This window comes from Thalassoglobus neptunius (assembly GCF_007859735.1).
Taxonomy (GTDB): Bacteria; Planctomycetota; Planctomycetia; order Planctomycetales; family Planctomycetaceae; genus Thalassoglobus; species Thalassoglobus neptunius.
Genome location: NZ_SIHI01000001.1, coordinates 1,049,520 through 1,071,903 on the forward strand (window position 1 = coordinate 1,049,520; position 22,384 = coordinate 1,071,903).

General features: G+C 53.1%; 13 protein-coding genes. 9 read left to right on the forward strand and 4 right to left on the reverse strand.

Annotated features, from left to right (window positions below; all coding sequences use genetic code 11):
• The first annotated feature begins 136 nt into the window (after positions 1-136).
• Positions 137-1,135: an amidohydrolase family protein gene (locus tag KOR42_RS04270; RefSeq protein WP_146509983.1), complete on the forward strand. Its 999-nt coding sequence runs from the start codon at positions 137-139 to the stop codon at positions 1,133-1,135.
• A gap of 9 nt (positions 1,136-1,144) precedes the next feature.
• On the forward strand, positions 1,145-5,203 hold the full coding sequence (locus KOR42_RS04275) for a PVC-type heme-binding CxxCH protein (protein ID WP_146507368.1): 4,059 nt from the start codon (positions 1,145-1,147) through the stop codon (positions 5,201-5,203).
• Between the two features lie 203 nt (positions 5,204-5,406).
• On the opposite strand, the gene rpsB is transcribed toward KOR42_RS04275, so the two are convergent.
• Positions 5,407-6,153: a 30S ribosomal protein S2 gene (rpsB, locus tag KOR42_RS04280; RefSeq protein ID WP_146507369.1), complete on the reverse strand. Its 747-nt coding sequence runs from the start codon at positions 6,151-6,153 to the stop codon at positions 5,407-5,409.
• A gap of 76 nt (positions 6,154-6,229) precedes the next feature.
• Complete coding sequence (locus KOR42_RS04285; RefSeq protein WP_146507370.1) at positions 6,230-7,492, reverse strand: molybdopterin molybdotransferase MoeA; 1,263 nt, start codon at positions 7,490-7,492, stop codon at positions 6,230-6,232.
• A gap of 199 nt (positions 7,493-7,691) precedes the next feature.
• Between KOR42_RS04285 and KOR42_RS04290 the strand changes: the two genes are divergently transcribed.
• From KOR42_RS04290 to KOR42_RS04315, 6 genes are all read left to right on the forward strand, one after another.
• Positions 7,692-8,066 (forward strand): hypothetical protein, encoded by a 375-nt coding sequence (locus KOR42_RS04290; protein ID WP_146507371.1) that lies wholly within the window; start codon positions 7,692-7,694, stop codon positions 8,064-8,066.
• A 641-nt stretch (positions 8,067-8,707) separates the two neighbouring features.
• A complete protein-coding gene (pilM, locus tag KOR42_RS04295) occupies positions 8,708-10,861 on the forward strand; it encodes a type IV pilus assembly protein PilM (protein WP_146507372.1) in 2,154 nt (717 codons plus the stop codon).
• 222 nt (positions 10,862-11,083) lie between these two features.
• Positions 11,084-12,874 carry a hypothetical protein gene (locus KOR42_RS04300; protein WP_146507373.1) on the forward strand — a complete coding sequence of 597 codons (1,791 nt, stop codon included), beginning with the start codon at positions 11,084-11,086 and terminating at the stop codon, positions 12,872-12,874.
• A 296-nt stretch (positions 12,875-13,170) separates the two neighbouring features.
• A complete protein-coding gene (locus tag KOR42_RS26435; protein ID WP_197440849.1) occupies positions 13,171-15,567 on the forward strand; it encodes a hypothetical protein in 2,397 nt (798 codons plus the stop codon).
• Between the two features lie 327 nt (positions 15,568-15,894).
• Positions 15,895-17,013: an NHL repeat-containing protein gene (locus KOR42_RS04310; protein ID WP_146507374.1), complete on the forward strand. Its 1,119-nt coding sequence runs from the start codon at positions 15,895-15,897 to the stop codon at positions 17,011-17,013.
• Complete coding sequence (locus tag KOR42_RS04315) at positions 17,010-19,019, forward strand: molybdopterin biosynthesis protein (protein WP_197440850.1); 2,010 nt, start codon at positions 17,010-17,012, stop codon at positions 19,017-19,019. Before KOR42_RS04310 ends, KOR42_RS04315 begins: the two co-directional genes overlap by 4 nt.
• Positions 19,020-19,037: 18 nt before the next feature.
• Here the strand turns inward: KOR42_RS04315 and KOR42_RS04320 are convergent, their stop codons facing one another.
• Entirely contained in the window at positions 19,038-20,396 is a 1,359-nt protein-coding gene (locus KOR42_RS04320; RefSeq protein ID WP_197440851.1) for a 3-deoxy-D-manno-octulosonic acid transferase, read from the reverse strand.
• 222 nt (positions 20,397-20,618) lie between these two features.
• Between KOR42_RS04320 and KOR42_RS04325 the strand changes: the two genes are divergently transcribed.
• Positions 20,619-21,365: an alpha/beta hydrolase gene (locus tag KOR42_RS04325; protein ID WP_146507376.1), complete on the forward strand. Its 747-nt coding sequence runs from the start codon at positions 20,619-20,621 to the stop codon at positions 21,363-21,365.
• 69 nt (positions 21,366-21,434) lie between these two features.
• Here KOR42_RS04325 and KOR42_RS04330 read toward each other — a convergent pair whose 3' ends face one another.
• The gene (locus tag KOR42_RS04330; RefSeq protein ID WP_197440852.1) at positions 21,435-22,220 is read right to left on the reverse strand and encodes a glycosyltransferase; all 786 of its coding nucleotides are present in this window, start codon (positions 22,218-22,220) and stop codon (positions 21,435-21,437) included.
• Positions 22,221-22,384 lie beyond the last annotated feature (164 nt).

Sequence of the window (22,384 nt, forward strand, 5' to 3'; positions counted from 1 at the left end):
CATGAGATCGAAGAATTGTGCTGCTCGCAATTTCGATCGACATGCCTTGAGTTTCCTACCCAACAGTCAGTGATCACTGAAGCGTGGTTTCAGGAATTCGATTGATCGCTGCAATCTTCTTGAATCAGGAGAATCCATGAGTCGAAACCGATCTCTGGAGCCCCAACACTCTCGTCGGGCATTCTTGAAAGAACTGTCGGTCACATCGTGTGCACTCGGACTTGCCAGCTTGAGTTTGAACGCCGCTGAAGAACCTTCCGGTTCGGATGAGCCTGACAAGCTGGAATCGCTCGTTGATTGCCATCTTCACATCAATCACTTTGATCGCTCGATCGAACAAACCATTCAGCACATGGATCAAACCGGCACCGCGAAAGCATTCGTGCTTCCGCTTGAGACCGGTGAAGGTGGCGTTCTACTTCGATCAGAAACCGTCCTGCACGCCTATCATCTCTATCCCGAACGAATCATTCCGTTCTGTCAAACCGATATCCGAAGCCCGGATTGTCTGGAGCGATTGAGCGCATACCGACAACTCGGTTGCCGGGGAATCGGAGAGCAAAAAGAACATGTTCCACTTAACGACAAACGACTCGAAGCAGTCATTGAGTTTTGTGATGAGCATAACTGGCCCATCACCATTCACTTTCAGGACGGAGCAGGAGGTTTCAATCAAGGACTTGCGGACCACCTGGAGTACTACTTGAAGAAGTATCAGACCGTTCGAATTATCGGTCATGCCCAAACCTGGTGGGCGAACATTAGCGAGGATGTTCCTGATTCTGACAAGACTCTTTATCCGAAAGGGCCAGTTGTTCCCGGGGGATTACTCGATCGGTTGCTGGGCGAGTATCCCAATCTGTATGGAGATATGTCAGCTGGCAGCGGATTTAATGCTTTAAGTCGCGATGAAGAATTTACAGCCGGGTTTATTGAAAGAAACTCAAAGCAACTCCTCTTTGGAAGTGATTGTCCCTGTCTGGATGGGGAGGGACAGGGGTTTCAAGGGACATGTTACAGCATGCAGTTGCAGAACTTCTTAGCAGGTCTCGTTTCGGATAAGAGTGTTTTAAACGATCTCTTTTCGCGGAATGCTTTGCGAGCGCTCGAAGGCCACACATCAAGCGATGAGTAAGGAAGATTGATGAAGTTGTTTGTTTGGCAGTTGTTTGTTTGGCAGTTGTTTGTTTGGCAGTTGTTTGTTTGGCAGTTGTTTGCGTGTTGCGTTTTGCTCAATTGCACTTATGCACAGGAACTTGCAAATGCTCAAGGAAAGGGAGGGCTTCGCAATCCTCTTACTATTGTGGCTGGGGAAAATGGCAGGACTGTGAAGTCGCTGGAGGAGTGGGAGGAAAAGCGACAGGAAATTCTGAGCAATATGCAGGAAGTGATGGGAGAACTCCCTGATCGGACAGACCTGCAAGACCTTGAGATTCGCTACGAAGATGCTGTGGAAGGAGATGGATTCCGCCGCCAAACCGTTCAGTTGAAAGTCGAACCGAACGATTTTCTCAAGGCCGATCTCTATCTTCCCACTTCCGCCCTGAATGACGATTCCGGACAGGCGGGAGAGGACACGCTCGGGAAGTTTCCGGCCGTGCTTGCTCTTCATCCAACTGGACCGCTCGGGAAGAGAATTGTCGCTGGCGAGGGTCCGCGTCCCAATCGGCAATACGCCGTCGAACTCGCTCGGCGAGGTTATATTGTTCTCGCACCAGACTATCCTTCGTTCGGCGATTATCAATACGAATTTAATTCAGGCGATTATCTGTCTGGGACAATGAAGGGGATTTATAATCATCTACGATGTGTTGATTTTTTAGTCGATCATGTTCCGCAGGTTGATAAGGACCGGATTGGAGTTTTAGGACACTCGTTGGGTGGTCACAACGCAATCTTTGCAGCTGCTTTCGATGATCGGATTCAGGCTGTTGTCACAAGCTGCGGCTGGACTCCGTTTCCATTCTATAAAGGCGGAGATTTAACAGGATGGACGAGCGATCGCTATATGCCGCTGATTCAGTCGAAGTATCACGGTGACTCGAATGAGGTCCCGTTTGATCTTCATGAGGTAATCGCCGCTCTTGCACCCCGGCCATTCTTTTCAAGCAGCCCTTTGGAGGATGACAACTTTTCCGTGGAGGGTGTGAAAGCATCCGTTCCGTTGATTCTGGGTGTGTATTCCATGTTTGACGCGACAGGCAATGTCGTCGTCCGGTATCCCGAATGCGATCATGATTTCCCGACAGAGATTCGGCAGGAAGCTTACGCCTTTCTGGATCAGGCATTGAGTCATACTCCAGTTCGCGGGATTGACTATTCGGCGGAACTGCCGCGGATTCCTGGGAAGGAGCCCGAAGAAGCATTGCGTAGTTTGGAAGTTGTCGACGGGTTTCGGATTGAACAGGTGGCAGCGGAGCCACTGGTGACGGATCCGGTCGCGATGTCTTTTGACGAAGACGGCCGACTCTTCGTTGTCGAAATGCGAGACTACTCGGAGCAGGAGCATGAACAACTCGGGCGAGTGGTCGTGCTTACTGACAGTGACGAGGATGGCGTGTTCGATGAGAGTTCCGTCTTTGCCGAAGATCTCTCTTGGCCGACGGCGATTATCTGTTCGCAAGGGGGAGTTTTCGTCGGAGCAGCCCCGGAGATTCTTTTCTTAAGGGACAATAACGACGACGGCCAAGCGGATGAACGGCGAGTCGTCTTCACGGGATTCGGAAGATCGAATGTGCAAGGGCTTGTGAATTCCTTTCGATGGGGCCTCGACAATCGCATTCATGGGGCGACAAGTTCGTCAGGCGGAATCGTGAGGCGAGCGGATGCCGCTGAAGACACCGGAATTCAGCTTCGTGGGAGAGACTTTTCCTTCGACCCGATCAAGCTTGATCTCAAGGCGGAGAGTGGAGGGGCTCAGCATGGAATGAGCTTTGACAATTATGGTCGGAAGTACGTCTGCTCGAACAGTGATCATGCACAGATGGTGATGTATCAGGATCGAGATATCTCACGGAATCCGGCATACACAATGGCGGGGCCGCGCGTTCGAGTCGCGGATGATGGAGGGCAGGCACCTGTGTTTCGAATCAGTCCTGTCGAACCGTGGCGCATTGTTCGAACACGATTGCGCGTCTCAGGACAGGTTTCAGGACCTGTCGAAGGAGGAGGCCGTCCGGCGGGTTACTTCACCGGAGCGACAGGGATTACCGTTTACCGAGGTGATGCGTGGGGAGAAAAGGAACTCGGGACTCTCATCATCGGGGATGTGGGAAGCAACATCGTTCATCGAAAAAAAGTGATTGCGAATGGCCTTTCGATCTCTGCTCGCAGGATTGATCAGGAGCGGGAATTCGTGCGGTCGACGGATGTCTGGTTCCGGCCTGTTCAGTTTGCGAATTCCCCGGATGGCAACCTTTACGTGTTAGATATGTATCGCGAAACGATCGAACATCCGAAGAGTCTTCCTCCGGAGATTAAACAGCATCTCGATTTGACGAGTGGCCGTGACCATGGTCGGCTCTATCGAATCTGTTCGGTTAATGAGGCTGCTTCGGGGGCAGAAAGATCAGAGCGGGTGTTTCGACTTGGAGATCTTTCCTCGGCTGAGCTGGTTTCGTACCTGGGGCATTCGAATGCATGGCATCGTGAAACGGCCAGCAGGCTGCTGAGCGAGAGAAACGACGCCGAAGTCGTTGGATTACTCGAAGAGAAAGCTCGCACTGGTGAAAACGCGTTGGGGCGAATTCATGCGATGTCGTTGCTTGAGAGTCAGGGAAAGCTTTCTCCCGAAGTGATTTCTCATCTCCTCGAAGATGCTGACGCAAGAGTTCGCGAAGCTACGCTTCGCAGGACTCGATGGAATCCGAACATTCGTCAGCTTGGTGGTCAGCTTGCGATGATGACTGACGACGAAGACGCCTGGGTTCGCTATGAACTCGCCTACACTGCTGGGCAACTTAGTCAGAGAGACAAGATTGCGATTTTGCATCAGCTCTGTCTTCGAGATGGCGACGACTCGTGGATGCGTCTCGCGATGGCCAGTTCAATCAATCGCGGCGCGACAGAACTGTTCTCAACGTTGATTGAAGACAAAGAATTTCTCGCACGTTCGCATGCGCCGGATTGTCTCGGAATGGTGATGGAGATTGTGAGTCGAACGGAGTCTCGCGAGGCGATCGAAGCTTGTGTCGAGCAGTTTGTTGAGAATGTCAACGATGCTGGAACGGTTCAGGAAAAGGTGCTCGAAGTTGTCTTGAACTCCAATCCATCGCTTCGAGATCGTACGTCAGGTGGAGCCGTTGACCGGTTGGCATCTCGTGTGATTTCTCGGTCGCGAGAGGTCGCGTTCGATGCGAATGCAACACTTGAGGACCGTGTTCGAGCCATCAACAATTTGCAGCTGAGTCACGATCCCGCAGACGCGTCACGATTGCTTGGGGAGTTGAATTCCTCGGTGCCGAATCGGATGAAAGTCGCGATTCTTGACGCGAGTTCCATTATTGATTTTCGGCAGACTGCGAAGGCGATTGTTGCTCACTGGGTGTCGTGGAGCCCCGGGTTTCGTCAGCAGGCTGAAGAAGTTCTTTTTCGTGACGCCCGCGGTGCTGAGATTCTCTTTGACGCGATCGATGCTGGCGACGTTTCACCCGCAACGCTCAGTAGAGTTCGATTGGAGTCTGTGGTGCGGTCCGGGCAACCGGAAGTCGCTGACCGTGCGAAGGCGATTCTTCAACGAAGTCCTTCGTCAAGTCGAGCGCAGGTGATCGCGGACTATTCCGAAGCCCTCGATGCGGGAGGCAATCCGGCTCTCGGGCAAGGCGTGTTTGTGAAGCACTGTGCGGCTTGTCATCGTCTCGGCGGAGTTGGAGTCGAAGTGGGGCCGCATCTCGGAGCGATGAAGAATCGAGGGGCTCAGGCAATCTTGTTCAACGTTCTTGATCCGAATCGCGAGGTGAATCCGCAGTTCGTGAATTACCTCGCGATTACTGAGCAGGGGCGAACACATACAGGGTTGATCGCGGATGAGTCTGCGACGAGCCTGACCTTGCGACGAGCCGAAGGGATTGAAGATCGGATCGCGGTCGATGAAATTGATGAACTGACCAGCACGGGGACGTCGCTCATGCCGGAGGGGCTCGAAAAGGTGATCTCGGTTCCGGAAATGAAAGACCTGATTTCCTACTTGCTCTCGGTTCAGTAGCTTGCGTCGCGATTAGTATCTGGAGTTGCGTTCAGTAGCGAGTGTCGAGAGGCTCGTGAGTTGTGCTTCGCGGCGACTGGCAATCGCTACGGAATGCTGGACAAACGAAAACGACCCCGAAGGCTGAGTTGTGCCTTCGGGGTCGTTTTGGATTCATCTGCAGGAGTCGTTCACTCAGAGAGTGAAGCACTCAACTGCTGTGATCAGCCTTGGATCGACGGAACCGCTTTTGGCTCATCGCCAGGTGCTGGGTCCTGCTTTTGAGGCTGTGATCCACGTGCCTGTTTGATCGAGTTTCCGAGGTAGCTCAGAATGATTCGGATCGATCGGATGCTGTCATCGTTTCCGGGAATCGGAAGGTCGACAGTATCAGGATCAGAATCGGTATCGATCAGGGCGACCGTCTTGATTCCGAGGATTTTGCACTCGTGAATGCAGTTGTGTTCTTTTGAAGGATCAACGATCACGACTGCTTCCGGGAGACGGTTCATGTCTCGGATGCCGCCGAGGTTGCGTTGAATCTTGTCGAGTTCCCGGCGAAGTCGCGATTGCTGCTTCTTCGAGTAGGTCGACAGTTCGCCGCTCTTGTCGAGAGCTTCGAGTTCTTCAAGTCGCTTCAGGCGGCTGCGGACAGTACGGAAGTTGGTGAGAGTTCCACCCAACCAGCGTTCTGTGCAGTATGGCATTCCGCAGTCTTCAGCAACTTTGCTGACGATGTCGACGGCCTGTCGTTTTGTTCCAACAAACAGGATCAGACTGCCTTGAGCAGCGACCTTGTACAAATATTTCTGCGCCCGAACGAGTCCGCGAATCGTCTCTTTGAGATCGATAATGTGGATGTTGTTTCGCTTCCCATAGATGTATGGGCGCATTTTTGGGTTCCACTTGCTCGTCTTGTGACCGAAGTGAACACCAGCTTCCAAAATTTCTTTTACAACAATTTCCGCCACGTGAAAATTCTCCAGTGATTGAGGCGTACTGCGACCGCAGAGGAATCGCGCATCCTAACCTCTTCTTCAAATGAAGTCAAACAATGTCAGGTTGTGGATTTGAAACTCTTTGCGGACTGCGTCGGTCGTCGTAAATGTAGATTGGGACGCGAGTTCCGGACGAGAAGCCTTCAGACTCTTCCGGGATGATAAAAAATCCGTCCGCGCGGGTTGTGGAAGAAAGGATGGACGCACCACTGATTGCCAGAGGGTGAATTTGGTTTCCTCGCAGTTGGGCCCGGCAGTAGTCCGTGCGGCCAAGAGGCGATGAAACCTTTTTGGCCAGCTCCCCGATTGTTGCTGGGAACGGCCAGTCTCGGGTGTCGTTGCACAGCTTGCGAAGGAACCGACCTGCGAAAAAGTCGTAAGCACACATGCAGGAAACCGGGTTTCCCGGGAGCAGGAAGATGACGGTTGACTCAATTCTTCCCATGCCAGTCGGGCTGGACGGCCGCATGCGAATCCCGTGGATCGGCAATTCTCCGAGGTCTGCAACGAGCTGGGGAGCATAGTCTTCCGCCCCCACGCTTGAGCCCCCGCTGATCAGGATGATGTCTGCACCGGATTGCTCGAGGGCTGCTCGAATCGATTGAGGATCGTCCGCGACGAATTGAATCGACTCAATCTGCCCTCCATCGCGAGTGACAGCTCCTCGAAGCAGGAATGAGTTCGCTTCATAGATCTGATGGTCCGGAAGATCGGTCCCCGGCTGAACGAGTTCGTTTCCGGTGACGATAATTCGAACGCGTGGCGGAAGCAGAACGGAGACTTCCGGGGCACCAATCGATGCCAGGACCGCAACGTCTTGCGGTCGGAGGAATTGTCCCTGTTGGATGACTGCGTCACCAACTTTGAGGTCTTCACCAATTCGCCCAATGTTTTTCATCGGGCCGACTGTCGTTGTGACGCGAATTCGGTCGGAGGAGACGTCGACATATTCAATGGGGACAACCGCATCTGCCCCTTCGGGGATTGGGGCACCCGTCATAATTTGTACGCACTCGCCTGACTTGAGTGAGATCGTGCATGGGGTCCCGGGGTAAGAGTGGCCAACAATTCGCATTGTCGTCGGCTGAAAATTGGTGGCTCCAGTTGTGTCGTCAGCGATGACAGCGAATCCGTCCATGGCAGAACGGTCGAATGGGGGAACGTTGATTGGCGAAGTAATTGTTGTCGCTGCCCAGCGTCCGTAGGCGGATGACAGTGGCACTGTTTCGGAGACTTGTGGGAACGAAGAGCTTTGCGAGTCGATCCATTCCCACGCTTCAGCGACCGAGTTTCTGTCTCGAAATCCCGACATTCTGACGTCACGAAAAGAGGGTGGCTGCTGCATGAGTGCTTGCCAGGTCGGTGTTTCTATCGGGAGCGGGACGCGGAACGTGTTTCCGGTGTATTGACAATGAAATTGTGGATGGGACGATGAGTCATTGCGGAGGAACGGATTCCCAAGCCGTTTTCCGTCGCCAGTTTCCATTCTAAAATAGCATTGCAGGATACAAATGTCTGACGATTCGACGTCAAAGCAGCTGATCTACGATCGATTGGTCAATCAGATTGACGCCATCATTTCACATTGCGAAGAGAATCAAAAGCCACTGGAAGTTGATCCCGCCCGGTCGCAATTGTTTGATTTGTTCGTGGAAGCAGAGAAGGCGGGGCTTGTTCAGGAAGACGCCGATCCGGACCTTTCGGAGCATGGGTTGTGTGCGGTGTTGTCAGCACGTTGGGGATTGCAACAGGCTGCCCAACAGTCTGCGATCAGTCAGACGAAGCTCGATCAGACTCAGTTAACGAAAATGCGCAGCTTGTGGTCTGTGATGAGACTGTGGATGGAGTGGACCTACGCGTGGTCACGCTGGGCGGAGTTCCACTAACAGCTGAGGAATTTCGGGGAGATGACGATTGCTCCGAACGGGATGGCACGTCTGTGCGCATTCTGAGTGTCAAGAAGTTTGTAGTTCGTGGACCGGTCGAAAAATTTGAATGAGTTTTTTGAAACTTTTCTGAACCACGGGCGTCGAATTTCTGTGAGGAGTCGACTTTTTCGAGTTGTGCAGCCGAGAATTGACTGAAAGGTCCCTTTCTGCTGCCCATCTTGAAGGGGAAGTCTTCACATGTCAGTGTGAATCGATGAGCGAGCACTTTTGGCGATTTCATCGTTTCACCTTTGCGGATGATGAACGTTTCGCATAAATTATGATCAATTCATCACTTCGGTTCGTTTCAGAACGTCAATTCAATTTGACATGACATCAGCGGTGTGGCATTTCGGATCGAGATGGAACTCTATTCGTTTGAGTTCTGTTTCATGAGTCGAGTGTTGTGTTGATTGCATGTTTTTGCTCCGCAGGAGTAGTCGGTCATTGGGTGTGAGAGATAGAATTCCTTTCACACATTTCGGATGCGGATCTCAACTTGAGATTCGCAAAGATTGCGTCGGATCACCGTTCAGTGTGGCCAGTACTTTTCTGAACTGATCAGGCTTTCGGAGTTAGTTATCTTGGAGAGTAATTGAATGGCAGAACCAAAAGCAGCGTGGGGAATTGACATCGGCCAGGCTGGCCTGAAGGCGTTAAAGGTTCGCTATATCGAGAGTGCCAATCAGGTTGTGGCTGAGGCGTTCGATTACATTCCGTTTCCAAAGATTCTTTCGCAGCCGGATGCGATTCCCGAAGAGATCGTCCCAGAAGCGATGCAAACGTTTCTGTCTCGGAACGATTTGACCGGAGATCACGTTGGAATCAGCGTTCCCGGTCAATCCGCTCTGGCGAGATTCATTCAGCTTCCTCCTGTCGAAGCAGGGAAGCTCCACGAAATCGTCAAGTACGAAGCTCGTCAGCAAATTCCCTTCGCGCTCGAAGACGTGATTTGGGATTATCAACCGCTCGGTGCTGGAGCAGAAGAAGGCGGGTTCCTGCTGGATGCTGAAGTTGGACTGTTCGCGATGAAACGCGATCAGGTTTATCAGCACATGCGTCCCTTCACGAACAACAAGGTGGAGCTCGATCTGATTCAGATCGCCCCACTGGCGCTTTACAACTTCGTAAGCGTCGATGAAATGGGAATTCGTTCCGACACTGAAGGTGATGCTGGTGAAGAGCATTACATCGTGCTGGATATGGGCTGCGACAACACCACTCTAATGGTGACGAACGGTTACAACGTCTGGATTCGAAATGTCCCGATTGGCGGAAATCATTTCACACGGGCGTTGACGAAAGAAATGAAGCTCAGCTTCGCGAAAGCAGAGCATCTGAAGTGCAACGCGACGAAGTCTCCCGATCCTCGGGCGGTCTTTCAGGCGCTGCGACCCGTCTTCAATGATTACGTTTCAGAAATTCAGCGTTCGATCGGCTATTTCTCAAGTGTGAATCGGACTGCGAAGATTGAGAAAGTCATTGGGCTGGGGAATGGCTTCAAGCTCGCCGGTCTTCAGAAGTTTCTGCAACAGAACCTGCAATACGAAGTCGAACGTCCGGAAACGTTCAACGCACTCGCTGGCGATGCAGTGCTGAACTCTCCAATGTTCGCCGAGAACATCCTCAGCTTCGCGGTTCCGTACGGTCTCTGTTTGCAGTCGCTGGGTGTCTCACGCATCCAAACGACACTGCTGCCGCCAGAGATCACTCAGGCCCGGATGATTCGAAAGAAAAAACCTTGGGCAGTCGCGACCGCAGCAACAATGCTTCTGGGCTTCTCACTGGCAACCGTCGGGAACGCTGTCTCTTATCAAACCGTTCACACCGATGATTTCGCCGAGGCTGAGAAGAAAGCCAACGATTTTAACTCGAAAGTCAACAGCCTGAAATCAAGCTATGACTCGGAAGTCGGTCGTTACACCGCGACAGGTGAGCGCCTCACCGGATTAATCGATGGTCGACGTGACGTTCAATGGTTGGAACTGTACGACGCCGTCATCGATTGCCTTCCTCGTGATGAAGGGGAAGAGCCAGAAGAAATCGAACTCCGCAATCAGATTTCATTGATCGAGTTCAGTACCGATCGCGTGGCTGATGTCGCCACCTGGTATGCCGGACTGACGGGACCGCAGAAGTCGATGATTCCTGCCGACCAGCGTGAAACTGGTCCAAGCGGCGAAGGATACATCGTCACATTGAAAGGGATGCACTGGCATCACGACGAGAACGATCCGGTTCGCGGACGATCCGTCAACTACATTCGACATACCCTTCTGAAGAATCTTCATCTGCCAACCATCCAGAGACCGGGCTTCCCGGAACGGGATGTCACTCGGATGGGAATTTCTCACGCCACGATCATGGACTTCAGTCCGACGAAAAAGATCATCATCGAAGATACCGGAGCCCCACCAACTGAGAACTCGCGAGTTCTTGCTGGAGGGAACAATCGAGGAGGAGCGGGAGCTTCTCGAGGATACGGAAGCGGAAGTTACGGTCCCAGCGGGTACGGAGGTGGTGGATATGGAACGACCTCTCCAATGCCAACGACCGGTCCCGGAGGGACGACGCGTGAAGGTGTGAAAGAACTCGAACAAACCAACTTCGAGATTCAATTCGCCTGGGTGCCAATTCCACCGGAAGAACGCACAGCGGAAGTTGTCGAGGTGGACGAAGTGATCGAGGATATTCCTCTCGAAGAATTGGAGAGTGCCCCGGCCGCCACGGAAGAACCCGCGCCGACAGAGTAAACGTTCGGCCATCGAACAGCAGGTCCCTGGAGATCACGAAAGTGATCTGAGGCCTGATTTAAGAGTTGCGAGAAAATTCAGCGAGTACGCTGTGAACAATGAAAACCGTTCGTTGTTGTGGCCCACAGAGTCTCCTGTGAATTGATACAATTTAGACAGTTGTCTGAGTCGTGAAACGCGTTGATTTGCGAATCTCAGTTGTCACATCAATAAGGTGTTGTCATGGATAAACTCCAACCTCTCATCAGAAATCGATTCTGGATTCTGGGGGCGCTGACGTTGCCGCTGGCAATGTACGGGTTCTTCTCTGCCAATGGAGCATTGAAGGCAGCCACAGAACAGCGGGTATCGACCTTGAAAGGGTTGACGATTCCGACCGGGACCAATGATCCGAATGAGGATTACAAGGAAAAGCTCGCGACGATCAACGCGGAGTACGAGCAGAACGTTGAAAGCTCAATTGTCGAGATCTGGAATAAGCAAAAGGAACGGATGACCTGGCCATCGGTCGTCGCGAACGATGTTCCTCCGATCTTTATGGATCCCGAAGGATTCGATCTCGATGTTACAGACACGTACAAACGGCACTACTCACAGCTGATGTTGAAGCTGCAGGAACGCGTCGAACCAGTCATGCCAATCGATCGAAACGCAGCTGGTGGAGCAGCGATCGGAGTTCCGTTCTCCGGACGTGGAGCAATGCCCCAGGAAGCGGACGTTCCGTGGCAGCAAAAAGTTATCCTCGCAGCGCAACTTCCCATTGCTCAATTCGATCGCCTTGCAGCAACTTCAGAACAGGTCTGGAACGCTCAGATTGATATCTGGCTTCTTGAGCTTCTCTTCGATGCTGTTCGCAAAATGAATGAAGACAAGGACTCTGTGACTGAAGCGGTCCTGCGTCGAATCGACGTCCTGATATTGTTCGGCGGATCGGGAGAACCTCGTCCAACTGGAGCACCTGCCGCTGCCGGTGGATATGGCGGGTATGACAGCGGCTACGGTGGTGGATATGACAGCGGTTACCCTGGTCCCGGTGGCGGGGGCGGCGGAGGATACGGATCTGATCGCGGTGGCTCAGGAGCATCGATGTCGGTGAACGTGGCGTTCGATCCCGCTCAGGAATTCGGTTCATCCGCGGATGCATCGGCTTCTGCGTCAACTGCCAGCATGGGATACAGCGCGGGCGGATACGACGACGAATACGGTTCCGGCTATGGTGGTGGTTACGGGGGAATGGCCTCCGGTGGAAAACAGCTGAGATACATCGCCGATTCTGAAGAAAAACGAGTCCTTGAACGCGGGTTCTACATGAGCGTCATTATCATGCAGAGCAAAATCCCGGATTTCATTGTGGAGCTTGCGAACTCTGAGTGGCCAATCCGGGTGACCCGTTTCCATGTCGGGAAGAACCCTTACTTCTCCGAAGCCGGTGCCGGTGCGCAGATGTACGGAAGCCCCATGGGAATGATGGGCGGTTACGGCGGCGAAGGTGACTACGATGGAGATGAAAGTTACGGCGGCGGCTATGCCGGAAGTTACGGGGGAAGCTACGGAGGCGGATTCGGAAGCCTCGGAGCTGGTGGACAAGGTGCTGGAATTCCAGGAGTTGGGAATCTCAGTTCGAACTTGCCTGCTTACGCGACCGCAGCAATGAACCATCCTGATCTTGTTCAGTTGGATCTGTGTGGTGTGATCACGATGTTCAAGCAGCCTCAGGAAATTATCGATGCACTGACAGTCGCTGACGGCGAAGCAGTCGTTGACGATACGACGATTTCGACGGACGGAACAGAAATGGAAGTCATGGAATCAGAGACTCTGGCTCCTGAAGCGACAGAAGATGACTCGCTGGAAATTCCAGCGACAGAGAGTGCCGATCCCGTTGAGATTCCTGCGACGGAATCAGCCGTTGAAGAAGAAACGGTCGAGGCGGAAGCAGTTCCTGCTGACGGCACCACAGAAACATCAGAGGAAACATCAGGCGGCGATATTCCGGCTCCGGAAGAGCCTTAACGTCGTTTGGAAATGTGACCAGTTCCGGGGAACGATTTGTCGTTGATCGCGTCAAAAACAAAGAGTCTCTTGAACAGTCATGTGAAACACTGATTCAAAAGAAGAATGCGGAGGAAGTTTCAGAAGTCGGGATGGTGTCGAGAGACAAGTTCGTCTCTCAGTCTTTTGATTTCTGATTCATCGTCCGGTGAGCGTCGAGAAGAAAACGCACATTGAGGTTCGAAGCACATTGATGTGCGACAGAGTAAGAGAAGCCAGTTTCGAATACTCTACAACCAAATAGGTTGAGGTAAATTATGGCAAAGTTTGACATCAAGAAGTCCGCGATCAATCACGTCGAAAAAGTTGTTTTCGGGATTGTGGTGGTGGTTGTTTTGCTTGGATTGGTCGGAACCCAGTGGAGTCCCTATCAGGGAACTCCCGGGGAAATTCTTCAACGTGTCAACACTGGCGAAGTGAATCTTGCCGGCAACCGATGGCCGGAAGAAGAGCGTGAGAAGTTTCAGGATACTGAAACTGATCCGATCGTTGAGGGAACTCTCTACGCAAGCGTTGATCCACGGCCTTGGGAGTTGAGCGAGCGGATGTTCAAGCTGGCTGAAGGACAGGACGAACCTGTTCGCGAACCGGAACTCGATGCTCCAGAGTCCCTTATCGCGACCGCCAGTCGAGTCTTTCTCAGAATGGCAGATGAGCTAGAAGATCTTTCTGAAGAAGAAGAGTTGGCTTCCTTGACCACGGAAGAAGAACCCGAAGACAGCATCTTCGGTGATGAGCTTGCCGAACGTCCCACTGGAGCAGGGGGATTGGGAGGCGGATATCCGGGTGGTTACGACGGTGGTGGACCGGCTCCGGGTTACGGAGATCTCGCCATCGAACTGGGCTACAACGGCGGATACGACGGTGAGGACGACGGAAGCTACGGTTTGTCGTACCCTGGCGGATATGACGGAGGAGGCTATGGCGGTCCTGGCATGGCGGGGCCGACTCTTCCGAAACAGAATGGACAGGGGTATCACTTTGTCGCTGTCCGTGCAGTCTTCCCGCTTTGGGATCAGATCAAGAAGTTCGCAGAAGCCACCAACACATCAACTCGGATGGCTGCCGCTCTGTTCCAGATTGTCGACTTCGAGCTGGAACGTCAAATGCTTCAGCCTGATGGAAAGACCTGGGGACCTTGGGAACCGGTCGACATCAACGTTGCATTCGACGTCTTGGACAACGTTGCAGGATTTGAACCGGATGTTGTCAACAGCGTGATTACCAACAGCGTGATCACGATGCCGCTTCCGATGCGTATCTCCGGTGCTTGGATCAATACAGCGACACACGAACGAATTAAGAACTTCGTGTTGAGCAAAGAGGAGATGGAGATCGAGCTGAAAATGAATGAGGCGTTGCTCAAGAAGCTCGCCGACTCAAAGAAGCAAATCGTGGAGACACGCGTCAAGAGAGGTGGATTCAACGATTTTCAGTTTGATTCAGGCGAGATGCAAAGCCAGTTGATGGGATATGGCAACCCATACGGTGGTGGAGGTTACGGCGGCGGCTACGGCGGCAGTGGATATGGAGGCGGCGGTTACGACGACGACTATGACGGCGGCGGATATCCCGGCGGCTACGGCGGAGGTGGAGCAAGCTTCGGAGGAAGCAACCGGCGCGGAAGAGGTCGCAACAAGTCAACGGCGACGAACCCGACCATGCAGACACTCGTCGACGAAATTGCTGAAGGAGCCGAAGACGAAACTGCAACCAAGAAGAAAATTGAAGAATGGATCAACGGTCGGCTTTCCGCAGTTGGTCAGCTGTTGTTGTTCCGCTACTTCGATTTCAGCGTCGAGCCTGGACGGTCTTACCAGTATCGAGTTCGGTTCGTGCTGGAGAATCCAAACTTCGGAAAGCGAATTGCTGACGCAGGTGGATTGCAACACGTCGTCGAAGGAGAAACGCGAACTACTGACTGGAGCAACGTAACAGATCCAGTGAGAGTGGATGACGAGTTGATGTTCTTCCTCACCGAAGTCAGCAGTCCCAGAAGTACCCGTGTTTTGCCAACGGCAAAGGTCGACGTTTACCAGTGGGATACCGAATACGGCACCATGGTGAACCAGAAGATCGAAGTGCATCCAGGTCAGGACCTCGCAGGGACAGCCGATGCAGAGGTGATCGATCTCGGTGAGCAGACGATGGAGCAGGAGAAGTATACGTTTACTGCGGATACCTATCTCGTGGATGCCATCGAAGATCTGCGGATCGATTCTGATTTCCATTCCGGAGAACTGGTCGAAGCCTCGCTGCAGTTGAAACTCCCTCGTGGATACAGCGATCGGTTCCGCAACGACGGACAGATCCTCGTGAAGAACCGCGACGGCATGCTCGAACGCCACGACGAATCAGAACAGGCCAGCAAACGGGACTACATGCAGCAGTACATGGCGAAGCAGAAGGAAATCTATTCCTACCTTGATCGTACCGCGGTCGCTTCCGGTCCTTATGCTGGTGGCTACGGAGACTACGGCGGAGAAGGTGATTATGATGGCGGTGGCGGCGGCTACGGCATGGGAATGTACGGAGAAATGGGAGCGACTGGTCGTCGTGATCGAAGTGTTCTGAGGAAGCGACGGTCGGGAAGTTCCAGCAGTCGTTCTCGTGGTACGACGAGATCTTCCAGCGGTTATCCTGGAGGACGTTAAAGTTTGCTTCCTGTTGGATTGAGCGAATTCGCAAAGTTTGCTCATCGAACGCCGACCGTTAGAAACATCGATTCGGTCTCCGTCGTTCGAATCACTTTCAGGAAAACGGCAAGCTGTGATTCCAACACTGAATACTGAATAACGAAAGGCCCGGGAGGAGTTCATCCTCTCGGGCCTTTTTTATGCGCACGATGACTTCGCCATCGTTGTTGTCTTCAAGAGCCGTCTTCCTGGCATTCACTGTCGCTCCTGCTTGCTGGTTTGACTGGGAATGAGTAGAACCGGGACTGTGTAAGCAGGATTTCCCCTTGAGGAAAGACAACAGAGATGAGAGGCAACAGCAAAGTGAAAATACGATCGAGTTTCTTGTTGATCCTGGTTTTGTCTGGTGTGGCTCACCTCGACGCTGGCCAGGTGCTGACGATTGCTGGCACGGGGAAGAGCGGACATTCCGGAGATGGTGGACCCGCCGCTCAGGCGCAGGTCGGAAATCCTTTCGGCGTTGAGATTGGCCCCGATGGAGCGTTGTACGTTTGCGAAGTCGATAACCACATCGTCCGTCGAATTGATCTATCGTCTGGAGAAATTTCGACGGTCGCTGGGACCGGGAAGAAAGGCTATTCGGGCGACGGAGGGTTGGCGACGGAGGCGAAGCTCAACGAACCGTATGAAGTTCGTTTCGATTCCCACGGCGATCTGTATTTCGTTGAAATGCAAAATGCCGTTGTCCGAAAAGTTGATCTCGACACCGGATTGATCTCGACGGTCGCTGGCACCGGGAAGACAGGGTTCTCCGGCGATGGCGGACAAGCTGTTCAGGCAGAGATGAATCGTCCGCATTCGATCTCTTTTGATGGTCAGGACAAACTCTATATCTGCGATATCGGCAATCATCGCATTCGAATTGTCGATCTGGAGACTGGAATCATCGAAACGTTTTCGGGAAACGGAATGAAGCAACCGACTCCGGATGGCGAGCATGTTGCCGGCCTTCCCTTGAATGGTCCGCGTGCTCTCGATTTTGATGGAAAGCACAGCCTCTATCTCGCTTTGCGTGAGGGGAACGCCCTTTATCGGATCGATCTGAAATCGATGACAATTCACCATCTCGCGGGAAACGGACAGAAAGGGTATTCGACCTCTTCTCCGTCCAAAGAAGCGAAGTTGTCCGGTCCGAAAGGAGTGGCTGTCAGTCCGGATGGGGATGTCTTTTTCGCCGATACAGAGAGTCACACAATTCGTGTCTATCGCCCCGCGACGGATCGTGTTGAAACGGTCGTGGGAGACGGAATGAAAGGGGACGGACCGGATGGAGCGCCCAATCATTGTCGGCTCGCACGCCCACACGGAATCTGTCTCGGAGATGATGGAAGCATCTATATCGGTGACAGTGAGAACCATCGCGTCAGGAAGTGGATGAAAACAGAACTGGAATCAACCCCGTGAATTCATCGCTGGACTCATCAGATTCAGACAACGCGCCGCAGTATCTGAAGGATTCCCGACAAAAGCAGTTTCTATCGGTCTTCAGCCGGGATGAAGCGAAAGAGCGGTTTACCAGCCATCTCGATTTGCGACCGTTAGGAAATGAGAACGTCCGTCTCGGTGACTCTCGGGGACGCATTCTCGCGAGCGACATTATTTCGCCGATCGATGTTCCCGGATTTGACCGTTCCAACGTCGACGGGTTTGCCGTCCAGTCGATTGATACAGCGAGTGCTCAGGAGGAGAGTCCGGCAACTCTTGTGATCAATGGAGAATCCCTGCTTCCGGGGAATGCTCCGACAATTGTTGTCCGCCCGAACACTGCGACGCCGATCTCAACAGGTGGAATTGTTCCGCGAGGTGCGGACGCGGTCGTGATGATCGAAGACACGGATGTCATCGATTCCGATGTCTCTCCGCAAATTGCGGTGTCGCGTTCCGTTCCGCCGGGGAACATGATTTCGTTCGCAGGCAGCGATATCGCAAAAGGGGAAACGGTTCTCTGGGCAGGAACACTGATCACGTCGCGCGAAATCGGTGTGATTGCCTCGCTGGGAATTGAGCAAATTTCTGTTCGTCGACGACCTCAGGTCGCCATCATCTCGACCGGTGATGAAGTTGTTGAGCCGGGGCAGCCGCTCCCGTTGGGATCGGTTTACGATTCCAACGCGGCGATCCTTTCGGCCGCTGTTCAGGAGTGCGGAGGAGAGCCGATACTGCTCGGGCGCGTTCGCGACGATCAGAAGATGCTTCGGGAAATTGTGCAGAAGGGGCTTCAGTACGATCTCGTTCTGTTGTCGGGTGGCACATCCAAAGGAGCTGGCGATCTCTCTTATCAGGTTGTTCGAGAACTGACGAACCCCGGAATCGTCGCTCATGGAGTTGCACTTAAACCGGGGAAGCCCATCTGTCTGGCTGTGACCGATGGCAAGCCAGTCGTGATCCTACCCGGATTTCCGACGTCAGCGATTTTCACATTTCATGAATTTGTCGCGCCTGTCATTCGGCAGTTTGCAGGAACTCCGGAAACCGCTGCACGCAAAGTTCAGGCACGGCTTCCGACTCGAGTGCATTCTGACAAAGGGCGAACGGAGTATGTGCTCGTTCGGTTGTTCGGTGAAGCTGAGAGACGGTTGGCTTTTCCGATGGGCAAAGGGTCGGGTTCCGTCACGACGTTTTCCATGGCAGATGGATTCGTTGTCATTCCACAGCACGTCGAGATTCTCGATGCAGGAGAAACCGTCGAAGTCAGTTTGATCGACGAAGAGATTCAGACGAACGAACTCGTCATCATCGGCAGCCATTGTGCCGGGTTGGATCGTGTTGTCAGTTTGCTGAGGCAGTCCGGGTGTGCGGTTTCGGTGATGCATGTCGGAAGTGAAGCCGGGCTGATGGCTGTCGATCGCGGAGAATGTGACCTCGCGGGAATTCATCTCTATGACCCGGAAACCAATCAGCACAACACGCCTTATCTCAATGAGAGCCTTGAGTTGATCGAAGGCTATCGGCGAATGCAGTCTTTCGTGTTTCGAAAAGATGATGACCGTTTCGCCGGAGCGACCAGTGAGAACTTTCTCCGCATCGTGTCCGAGCAACCGGACCTGTCGATGGTCAATCGGAACTCCGGAAGTGGGACGAGAATTCTCATCGACCGCCTGATGTCCGAAGCCGGTCTTCATCGACCGCCCGGGTATTCGATGCAAGTGAAGTCTCACAATACAGTCTCAGCAGCTGTGCTTCAAGGTCGAGCGGACTGGGGAGTGGCCATCCAATCTCTCGCGGAATCTTACGGACTCGAAACGATTCCGATTCGAAACGAACACTTCGATTTTGTGGTCCGTCGTGAGAATCGACAATCCGGACCGATTCAGCGTTTCGTGGCCGAACTTCGAAACCCTGAGCTTCGATCATCGTTGAAGCAAATGGGATATGAGTTCGTCGAAGACAATACGCCCGCTGAGCAATGAGTGGTGGAACCGGTCAGTTCAGGCTGCATTCGACTGCTCGGGGGCAGCAGCTGTGTTGCGACCCAATAGATTCAACAGAAGCTGACACGTCGTTTTGGTCGCTCCCTGCTGTTTTGAAATGAGGTCTTTGGCTCGCTCACCCATTGCGAGAGCTTCGTCCGGATTCTTGCAGGACTGGACTATGAACTCTTCAAGTTCAGTTGCATCGGCAACTCGTTTGACAGCCTCTGCTTTGAGGAGCAATTCGACGACCTGACGAAAGTTTCGAGTGTTGGGGCCGAACGAGACCGGAATTCCATGGGCGGCCGGTTCGATCATATTTTGTCCGCCGCGATTGCCGAAGCTTCCTCCGACAAATGCAACATCTGCCAATGCCCAGCAAGCCTTCAGTTCACCGACAGTGTCGAGAAGCCCGACTGCTTTCCTGCTTTCGTCGAAGAGTTGTTGCGAAGGCGATGATCGACGGATGACATTGAAGCCGCGCCGCTCGATCATCTCTGCGATTTCGGTGCCTCGTTCCGGGTGTCGAGGAACAATGATCAACCGGCTCTTCGGAAGGTGATTGAGCACTCGCAGATAGATGTCGAGGACCATTTCTTCTTCCGGCGATTGTGTACTTCCCGCGACCCAGACAAATTCCGATTCCTTTAGTTGAAAGAAGTCCCGCAGCTGCAGTGCATTCGGGTTGGATGGATCGATTTCCACACCATCAAATTTGATAGAACCAGTGACGTGAACGAGATCACTTCTGCTCCCGAGTTCAACGAATCGGTTTCGAGTCTCTTCCGACTGAACTGCGACCAGTGAGAGATCCTGGAGCGACGGTTTGATCAAGCTTCGAATTTTACGATACCCGTTGAAGCTTTGATCGCTCATCCGACCGTTAATGACAGCGACGGGAATCTTCGAGCGTGATGCTTCGGCCAGAAAGTTTGGCCAAAGCTCCAGCTCGACGAGAACGATCATGCTGGGACGGACGCGTTGAAGAGCCTTTCGGACGGTCCATGTGAAATCGAGCGGAAAGTAGGAAACCTGACAGCCCGCGAGCTTCTCTTTCGCGACCTGAAAACCTGTTTCGGTGGTGGTCGTGATCAGGAACTCCAGTGACGGATCGAGAGATCTCATCCCATCGACGATTTGTTTCAGCTGAATCACTTCTCCTACACTGACAGCGTGAATCCAGATCAGCGGATTCGCGTCGGAAGTTCTGATCGGGAGTTCTCCCCCCAGCTTCTGGCTCCAGCCTTCTCGATATTTTCCGTAGCGGAACCGTCGGTAAAGAAGCCACGGCAAAGCGCAAAGGATCCCCAGAATGTAGACCAGATTGAAGAGGATTCCTTTCACAGCCGGGCTCTCAGTCGATGAAAATTCGATCACGCATCGCTCGGCAACAGTGCGATACGTTCGTCTATTAAGCCCAGCATATTGATTTGCACAAGAATCAGAAAGATCGCTTTTTGCTGGAGATGGGGCAGATTGATTGCTCGCGAAGTTTGCCCGAAACGCTACAGTTGAACCTGTCAGTGAAACGCGACGTTCTCGACCGGTCTCATGGTTTCCGGTGCTCGAATAGCGATACAGCAAAGGTTCTGAATCAAGATGTCCAATCTGTCCACACGCCGAATCGGTGACCTCGATTGTCATATTCTTCCGGGTCGTCGGACGGAGTTGCTCGTCGTGCTTTGCCATGGATTCGGAGCGCCCGGCGACGATCTTGTTCAACTTGGCCAATACTTTCAGAGGATTCTCGGTGCAGATGCCGAACGCATGACGTTTGTCTTTCCGCACGCACCGATTTCACTGGCAGAAGGAGGTTTTGGTGACTCCCGGGCCTGGTGGCATCTTGACATGGAGCGGCTGAATCAAGCGATCACGTCCGGCGATTTTCGAGACATGCGAAGAGAGTCCCCGGCAGAATTGCCACACGCACGCACGCTCTTCACACAGGTGGTGACAGAGCTCTCTTCCGAATTGGAAATTCCTGCCAGTCGAGTGGTCGTTGGCGGTTTTTCTCAAGGATCGATGTTGGCAACGGACTATGCGTTGCATGCCGAGTCGAAACCGGCCGGGTTGATTGTGTGGTCCGGAACGCTTCTGAACGAAGATGTCTGGCGACCGCTGGCTCCCTCACTGGCGAAGCTGCCGATCTTTCAGAGTCATGGAACCACTGATCCGATTTTGCCATTCGAAGCAGCGAAGTGGTTGCATGATCTCTTTCGAGAATCAGGAGCGGATGCAGAATTTCTCGAATTTCGTGGTCCGCACACTATTCCACCCGAAGCAATTCAGAACGCCGCTCTTCTCATCAAAGAGGTGCTCGACACATCCTCTGCGGACAACTCATGACTTCATGAGTGAACTCATCAAGAGGAATGATTTCGGGCCAGTAGTCAGAGACCGTGAAGCTGCTGGCGATCAATTCTCGAAGCTGCCGGTCAGACTCAGCTCGTTGAGGATTGCCAGAAATCTACGGCGGAAATTCGACAGAGAACATTTCTCATGGCTCGATTCCTGAGCCTTTTGACTCAATTGCGATCGAGTCCTTTGGTCCTGGATCTGCTGAATCGCAGCCACAAAGTCCTTCGGACTCGCACACAGAAATCCGTTTTCTCCGGTTTCGATTTGCTCGCAAAACCCGCCACGTCTGTCGACAATCGGAACGGAACCGCATCGCATCGATTCTGCGACGGTCCGGCCGAACGATTCGGAGATGGTGGGATGATGATAGAGAAGTGCGTGCCACGACCAGTAATGTGAGCGTGCGGTCAAGTTCGCTGTGAAGAAGCGGGCCCTGTCTCGACAAGCACGCTGCAACGGGTCGCGGAGGGCTCCCGGGGCACCGATGAATTCCCATTCGATGTCCGGGAAGTTTTCCGCAAGTCGCTCGTAGATAGGGACTAGACTTCGCGGCCACTTTCGCTCGTCGGGAGTACAGATTCGGCCGATTCGCAAACTCTTCGCCTCATCCCGTGACGGCGTGTCGTCGGCCCGGATCGGAACGGGAATGGGTTGCCAGAGGACTTGGGACGACTGAGGTGTCCGTTGATGCAGCCAGTGTGAGCAAGCGAGATGGAGGTCAGCTGACGTTCGAGAGCCCTTCGAGTGATGATATTGAAGACTCGGCGTCGATCGGATCTGGGCCACACGATTCGGTGAGGAGTTGTGAAGGGTCACCAGATCGACATTCAATCGACGGACCATATTCTCCGAGACTGAGTCCGCGACATGGATCCTACAATGCCGGAAGGCAGAGCGAGTTCTCGAATTCGGGGGCGAAAGGAATACGATCGAGTGGTCAACGTCTGGGAACGCGTGAGTGATGGACCAGGCGCAAGCGGCCGTTCCTCCGCAGATTTCCCCAACGT

Bases quoted from the DNA above. Each gene is read 5' to 3' on its own strand.
- KOR42_RS04285 (WP_146507370.1), bottom strand. From the start codon at position 7,492: ATGTCGGGATTTCGAGACAGAAACTCGGTCGCTGAAGCGTGGGAATGG.
- KOR42_RS04325 (WP_146507376.1), top strand. From the start codon at position 20,619: ATGTCCAATCTGTCCACACGCCGAATCGGTGACCTCGATTGTCATATT.
- KOR42_RS04290 (WP_146507371.1), top strand. From the start codon at position 7,692: ATGTCTGACGATTCGACGTCAAAGCAGCTGATCTACGATCGATTGGTC.
- KOR42_RS04310 (WP_146507374.1), top strand. From the start codon at position 15,895: ATGAGAGGCAACAGCAAAGTGAAAATACGATCGAGTTTCTTGTTGATC.
- KOR42_RS26435 (WP_197440849.1), top strand. From the start codon at position 13,171: ATGGCAAAGTTTGACATCAAGAAGTCCGCGATCAATCACGTCGAAAAA.
- KOR42_RS04275 (WP_146507368.1), top strand. From the start codon at position 1,145: ATGAAGTTGTTTGTTTGGCAGTTGTTTGTTTGGCAGTTGTTTGTTTGG.
- KOR42_RS04330 (WP_197440852.1), bottom strand. From the start codon at position 22,220: ATGGTCCGTCGATTGAATGTCGATCTGGTGACCCTTCACAACTCCTCA.
- pilM (WP_146507372.1), top strand. From the start codon at position 8,708: ATGGCAGAACCAAAAGCAGCGTGGGGAATTGACATCGGCCAGGCTGGC.
- KOR42_RS04270 (WP_146509983.1), top strand. From the start codon at position 137: ATGAGTCGAAACCGATCTCTGGAGCCCCAACACTCTCGTCGGGCATTC.
- KOR42_RS04300 (WP_146507373.1), top strand. From the start codon at position 11,084: ATGGATAAACTCCAACCTCTCATCAGAAATCGATTCTGGATTCTGGGG.